Source organism: Bacillus sp. JJ1562 (assembly GCF_036962705.1).
Taxonomy (GTDB): Bacteria; Bacillota; Bacilli; order Bacillales; family Bacillaceae_L; genus Ferdinandcohnia.
In genome coordinates, this window is sequence record NZ_JBALOQ010000078.1 from 1 (window position 1) to 6,388 (window position 6,388).

General features: G+C 30.9%; 4 protein-coding genes. All 4 read right to left on the reverse strand.

The genetic code is table 11. The features are described 5' to 3' along the window. Positions 1-111: 111 nt before the first annotated feature. The 4 genes from V7097_RS25660 to V7097_RS25675 all read right to left on the reverse strand — a co-directional run bounded on the left by V7097_RS25660 (position 112) and on the right by V7097_RS25675 (position 5,078). Entirely contained in the window at positions 112-1,482 is a 1,371-nt protein-coding gene (locus tag V7097_RS25660) for a recombinase family protein (RefSeq protein ID WP_335706476.1), read from the reverse strand. Beyond that, the gene (locus tag V7097_RS25665; RefSeq protein WP_335706477.1) at positions 1,479-2,876 is read right to left on the reverse strand and encodes a recombinase family protein; all 1,398 of its coding nucleotides are present in this window, start codon (positions 2,874-2,876) and stop codon (positions 1,479-1,481) included. Before V7097_RS25665 ends, V7097_RS25660 begins: the two co-directional genes overlap by 4 nt. After that, positions 2,861-3,274: a recombinase family protein gene (locus V7097_RS25670; protein ID WP_335706478.1), complete on the reverse strand. Its 414-nt coding sequence runs from the start codon at positions 3,272-3,274 to the stop codon at positions 2,861-2,863. Before V7097_RS25670 ends, V7097_RS25665 begins: the two co-directional genes overlap by 16 nt. A gap of 430 nt (positions 3,275-3,704) precedes the next feature. Further along, positions 3,705-5,078 (reverse strand): tyrosine-type recombinase/integrase, encoded by a 1,374-nt coding sequence (locus V7097_RS25675; protein ID WP_335706479.1) that lies wholly within the window; start codon positions 5,076-5,078, stop codon positions 3,705-3,707. Positions 5,079-6,388 lie beyond the last annotated feature (1,310 nt).

Here is a 6,388-nt window from a genome sequence, read left to right on the forward strand (position 1 = left end):
ATAATCCTATTGTCCATAAAAATAAGGTACAAAATCTATAAACGATTTCGTACCTTCTCTGCTCTAAAATATGTTTTAATATTGTGCCTTTTTTAAAAAATAAAAGCACCATTAAACATTTTTATTTATTTCGATGATCTCTTCATTTTCATTTAGTGTGATTTTAATCTTCTCTTTTTTCATTTTCTCACTCACTTCTTCAAACTCACCTCTTTCAATAAGGCTAGTAAAACTATCATCATTGTCTATTGTAACTACAAAGTTTTTTTGTTTATTTAGCCTATTTAATTTTGATATTACTTTTTTCATCTCATTATTAAATTGTTTATCTGAAATTTTTAATGTAGCAAACTTAAACTCCAACTCCTTTTTCTGTTCCAATAAGTCCTGTCTATTAATTACAGAATTAGTTCCTTGATGTTCATTAATTTCTACATTCTTTAATTCTCGAGACTTAAGGAATGTTAATACTTTGGGTTCAATATAGTCCTTATGCAGGTCAGGGCATTGTGATTTGTGCTCCCTGCGCTCTTTACATACATATTTCTGTTTTCTAAAGTCCCCATACATTATTGAATTACAACTCGGACAATACAGCACTTTAGCCAATAAGTTAAATCTTACTATTCTAGTTTTGGATTTTTTATCAAGAATTTCTTGAACTTTCGTAAATGTTTTCATTTCTATTATTGCTTGGTGCCCAACTTCGGTTAATAATTCATCGTCTAAGTATATCCTTTTTTTTGAAAAAGACTCTTGTAACTTAGATTTCCTATACTGATTGCCTGTGTAATTTTTATTTCGAAGAATTTTGTAAACAAATGATGAATCCCATGGTGATCCATTCGGTTTTGAGTATCCACTTTCATTCAAATGTGCAGCAACTTTAACAGAAGATTGAAGATGTATATAACTATCGAATATCTCTTTAACAACAGCTGCTTGCTCTTTTACAACAATAAGAAAACCATTATTATCCTTTGTATAACCGTATGAAGGTTGATTCATGCATCTCCCTTTTTTTATTTCGGTCTGTATCGCTTCAGAGAGCCTTTGTTTCCGAAGAATATTTTCAAATTCAATTCTTACAGCAGTAAAACCAAGTTGGATTGGGCTTAGCTCAGAACCATTTATCTTTTCCGAAACACTGATAAATTCAATCTCTTTTTTCTTTATCTCACTTAACGAACGAATAAATTCAAATCCTTCTCGACCTAATCTATCAGAATAAGCAACCAATACCAAATCAATGTCATTATCACCAATGAATCTTTTAAATGTTTGATATCCTTCTCTATTAGTAACTGTAGTACCAGTTTTTGCCTCGTCAATAAATATTTTAACAAGTACTATATTATGCTTATCACAGTATTCTTTAATAACAGCGATTTGATTTTCAATGCTATGTTTTGGATTACTGGTACTAGAAGTTCTGGCATATGCAACCGCAAAACGAATGAGTATATTTTCAACAGCACTCATAATATCTCCTCTCTCATAATATTATTTGAATGGAATGTAATTTTTATCTTTTTTGCGGCTAAATCAATTAGGATTAGATATGGATAAGTTATTAAATATTGCCCAAAATCATCAATAGCAGAAGGAGCAGGGTCGTATTTCGATAGGTACAGTAACTTTTTCATTGCTACATCTAGATCATAACGGTATTTTTGAATTAAATTTGTGTTAGCTTCAATCATATTTTTCTTACTTCTTAATGCTAAGTTCATTGTTTTAATTAAGGATTGACGTTGCTCAAGGTCAGTAATTTTCAATGATAAATTTTTTACCTTTACCTCATTGATTTTTGTTAATTCTTCTTTTACTTTATTTATTTCTAATGTTTCCATTTCTCCATTTAACACAACTAAGGAGTAGCGTACAATAATGTCTTTAATTTCTTCCTCATTACCTTCTAACCCACAATTATTACAAATTAGTTTACTCCCCTTAGAAACTAGAGGAGTAAAGCAGTGACTACATTGAGTTAATAAAGCATTTCTCCCCATAGTCTTTTGTTTTCTCCCTCTGTTCTCACTCTTTAATTTCTGCTGTACTATTTCAAATGTAATAGGATCTATTAAGGGTTCAATATTTGCATCCTTAATATAATAACTTGAATAGCCTTCAAGAACTCCCTCTAAAACCCCTATATATGCTTTATTGCTTAAAACATAAGCTACTGATTTATAGTCCCATAGTTTTCCTCTTCTCGTAAAACCAAATAGTTCATTAAGTCTTTTTGCAATTTCACGAAGTGACATATCAGTTAAATAAGCATTATATATATACTGAACAATCAAAATTCCAATTTGTTCTTCAGTATCATTTGTATTTTTAAAATGCGCTGGCACTAAGTAACCATTGTTATTTTTGGTATAACCGATTGCAGGATAATTACCATTAAACAATTTCCTTTGAATAATCTTTGATTTTCTACCAAATGACAGTGTTTCTAATAACTTTTTGTGGTTTTCATCTGCCATTCCTGCAAAGATAGGAAAGAATATCTTGAAGAACTGTGAATCGCTTGAGAAATTCTCAACTAGGAAAGTAACAGTTTTAACGTATTTAGTAATTTCTAAAAACAACTCAATATTTCCATCTAAATCCCGTGATAGTCTATCTACTGAATATATCAACAAAGTGTCAGCAATGACTTTTCCAGTTTGTAAATCGTCCAACATCTCATCTAAATCTGGTCTTCTTAATTCTTTTCCGCTTACACCAATATCCGAGTAGGTATGTACAAGTTCCATTCCTTTGTTTTCAATATAATCATTGATGGCATTTAGCTGGTATCCTACAGAACGCTCATCACTATATCCTTTTATAACAATTGACTTCCTAGTATATCCTATTGCTTTTTCCAAAGATTCTCCTCCTTTCTAGGAAAATAAAAGTTTACTATGGCAGCCTTCAATTCTTCTAATTCATCTACATTTGGAGTATCTATATCTGCCGAAATTAGTTTACAATTAATATTGTTTAAAGCCTTTTCTACTGCAATTTGTTCTAGTGGGTAACGGGAAAGATTGTTTAGATTTTTACAAATTACTGCATCTAACTTTTTAGTTCTAACGAGATTTAATAGTCTTTTGATTTCCCTTCTCTTAAATACTAGAGTATTATAGCTCCCGCCAACTTCTATAATTGGTTGATCTACTATATTAAATTCATTACATATCTGGAGGCTATTCAATTTTGATAACTCTCTCTCTACTTTACTGTTGTCCATAAGTCTTAGGTAAAACACTGCTGTCTGTTTCATAAAATATTTACCCCCTCCATGAGGGTAAATAATAGAAATATGTTCTTAAGTTTATTTTCCCACCTTTTGCCTATGAGTATACCTAATTTACTGGGGTTGGCTTGCAAATTATACATAAGGAAATCTAACTTAATAAATCCAGAAGATAATTTCATCTTAATCCTCCTTACAAAACAAAAAGCACCACTAAAATTCTTAATAAAGAGGATATGAAAAGATACCTCTTAAGAATTTTAGTGGTGCTCCCACAAATTTGTAATTAATATTGTCATAAGTTTACTATATTTTATATTATTTCATATATTTTTTCTATTTGTCAATTATAAATTAATAAGGTACATAATTATAATTATGTGATTGTTAAATGTTTTCGCACTCCACATGTCCAGAGTGTATGTGGCAACACATGGGGTGCTGGTGAGTATACCAATTACAAGTCATATTCAAATATTTCATTAATATTTTCATCGGTAAGTTTTACATAGGTTTCTGAGGTACTGGCTAGATTTTTATTTCCCAATAATGCCTGAATCTTATTTAATTGATATCCTTTTGCTAGCATTAATTTAGCAAAGGTATGACGAAATGTTTTAGGAGTGATTTTTTTATCTATAGATGTTCTTGATGCAATTTCATTAATCTCTCTTTCTATGCTTCTAGCTCCTAATGAATTATTTGGCTTTCTAACTGTTACAAAGAGATTCTCTTTATTATCCTCTCTTGTATCCAAGTATTTTTTTAAATGTTCAGCAGCGCTTTCTGTTAGTTTTACAACTCTATTTCTATGCCGACTACCAATTATTTTAATAGTATTGTTCTCCCAATTTATACTATTTAAATTTAACTTCTTCATTTCTCCTAATTGACATCCAGTTGACAAAAGTATTTCAATTATTGCTCTTTCTCTTGCGGTGTTACAAGCATTTCTGAGTTCGTCAATTTCCACCTCATTCAATGTATCAACAATAGCATCAGGAACCATATAAGGCCGTATTTTTTTTACTGGGTTAACCGGTGTTAAGTTCTCTTCAACTATCCAATCAAAAAATAGCTTTAATTTACCTCTTATGAACTCCATTGTACCTTTGGAAGTAATATTAAAATTATCCTCCCTATATCTCAGGTAGTTTTTAATTTGCCCTACATCTATTTCCTTTACAAATTTATCTTTATAATATTCTGAGAAAATATCAAGTTCATATTTATATGCGTTTAAACTTGACTTCTTTAGTCCCATTCTTTCCTTTTCGTCCAAGAAAGCATTTACTGCATCTTCTATAATATGGTTCTTTGAAAGTATTTGGCTATTTCTTATCCATCCAGGACGAGGATTATTGTTAAACTCTTTCATTAATGCAACAGTAACTTTTGAAGATAACTGTTCTTCATTCTCCCAGAAATCACACATTCTACTTTCCATTGTTTTATCAATAAAACTATTTAATTTCTCTTGCAATTTTATGTTAGTTTCTCTTTCAAAAGGCTTTGTAGACGCTTCTCTATCTTTTATAAAAGTTAAGATAGGTATCCCTTTCTGACGTGCATAATTGTATTCTTTTTCAGTATATGAAATCCCCTCGGCAGTAACTGATCCATATCGATGGCCGATTATTAACACATAGTAATCACTAATATCTATAGTCCTTTTAATAACAGTCCATTGATCATCATCTCCAGCACTAAACATCTCCATACCCACCGGAAAATGGTACATTGTTAAAATAGATGTAGTCACAACTTCACGTGCTTTAATTAAATCTGTATAAGTGGAACTAATAAAAATTTGGTACTTTTTCTCATTCATACGAACACCCACTTTAATAAAAGATATTTAATAGATTCATTAACAGAAACGTTTCTAGTGAATTTTCATTAGTTTTCTAAGGACACTTAGGTTTCAAAATAAAGTTATTCATACTCTTAAAAGATTTATAATATTATGTAATCAAATTGTACCATAAAAAATGAAATTTTTTACAATTAAAACGAACGTATTATCGTGTTTTTTTATAAAATATCATTAGTTAAGTTTAGTAGATCGTTACTTTGATATTAGATTAAATGGCCTTATAAACAAAAAGCAATCTCAACCTTTATCTCATAGGATAAAAGCGAGATTGCATTTTTTAGCCTGCTCTGATTTTACTTCTAAAAGCCACTACTCTTTACAATATAATTTTTACAACTTTTTTCTTTTTTTACTCAGATTAGTAATTTCCTTCAATAAAATATTGCATTTAATTTTCTAAAAGGTTGTATTAACCTCACAAAGTAAATCCCAGAAGGGTCAGAGCCGCAACCTCTGTCAAAACGCTGTCGTTTTTGTAGTATCGACATGGAAAACTACTGAAAGGAATAACCGTGGGAATGCCCTTAAGTCACGCTAAAAAAGAGGTCAGGTGAGTTGAGCCGATGCTGAAAATCAACGTAGCAATCATTAGGCAAGGTCTTTACTGCTGTTTTCAGACCGGATTGTTAGACTTAAAGGAGTGGGAACGACTTCTTGCAGAAAACGGTTTGGATGGAGTTTCGATTGGTTATGGCCAATGGTGCTTGTCACGATATATGCGGGCGAAACTGCGTATGCTTAATAAAGCAAATGACAAGTTGAAGATATTCAGGTATGAAACAGCAGCATCATCGGGTGCCCAGCTTTACACTAAAAATTGCATTCTCAATGATAAATACTACTTCCTCTGTCCTTGAATCTCTATAGATTCTTGAGACAGGGGTGGGTATTTTTCATAGTCATAACCCGCATAACCTAAAAAGTGTGCATCTCCAAAAATTCCATCCTACAATCATACTGACAATGAAAAAGACACCCGATATGAGTGTCTAAGTCAAAAACATATATTGATATCTACATATTTGAAGCCTGTAACTTTTCTTACTCGTTAATCAAATTGATTCTTTTATTTTCCTAGTTATACACCAATAAAAATGAACTCAGTTCTAACTCCATTAAAGCTCCTTTTAATGGAATACTTAAATTAAATCTGAGTCTCAAAATCATTGAGTCTTGTTTCACTAAAGCACCCGTTACTTTAAGTGCATTTTTTCACAATCTCTGAATTAAAAAAAGAATAATGTGAAAATAGAAACCTACAACAT

Bases quoted from the DNA above. Each gene is read 5' to 3' on its own strand.
- V7097_RS25660 (WP_335706476.1), bottom strand. From the start codon at position 1,482: ATGAGTGCTGTTGAAAATATACTCATTCGTTTTGCGGTTGCATATGCC.
- V7097_RS25670 (WP_335706478.1), bottom strand. From the start codon at position 3,274: ATGAAACAGACAGCAGTGTTTTACCTAAGACTTATGGACAACAGTAAA.
- V7097_RS25675 (WP_335706479.1), bottom strand. From the start codon at position 5,078: ATGAATGAGAAAAAGTACCAAATTTTTATTAGTTCCACTTATACAGAT.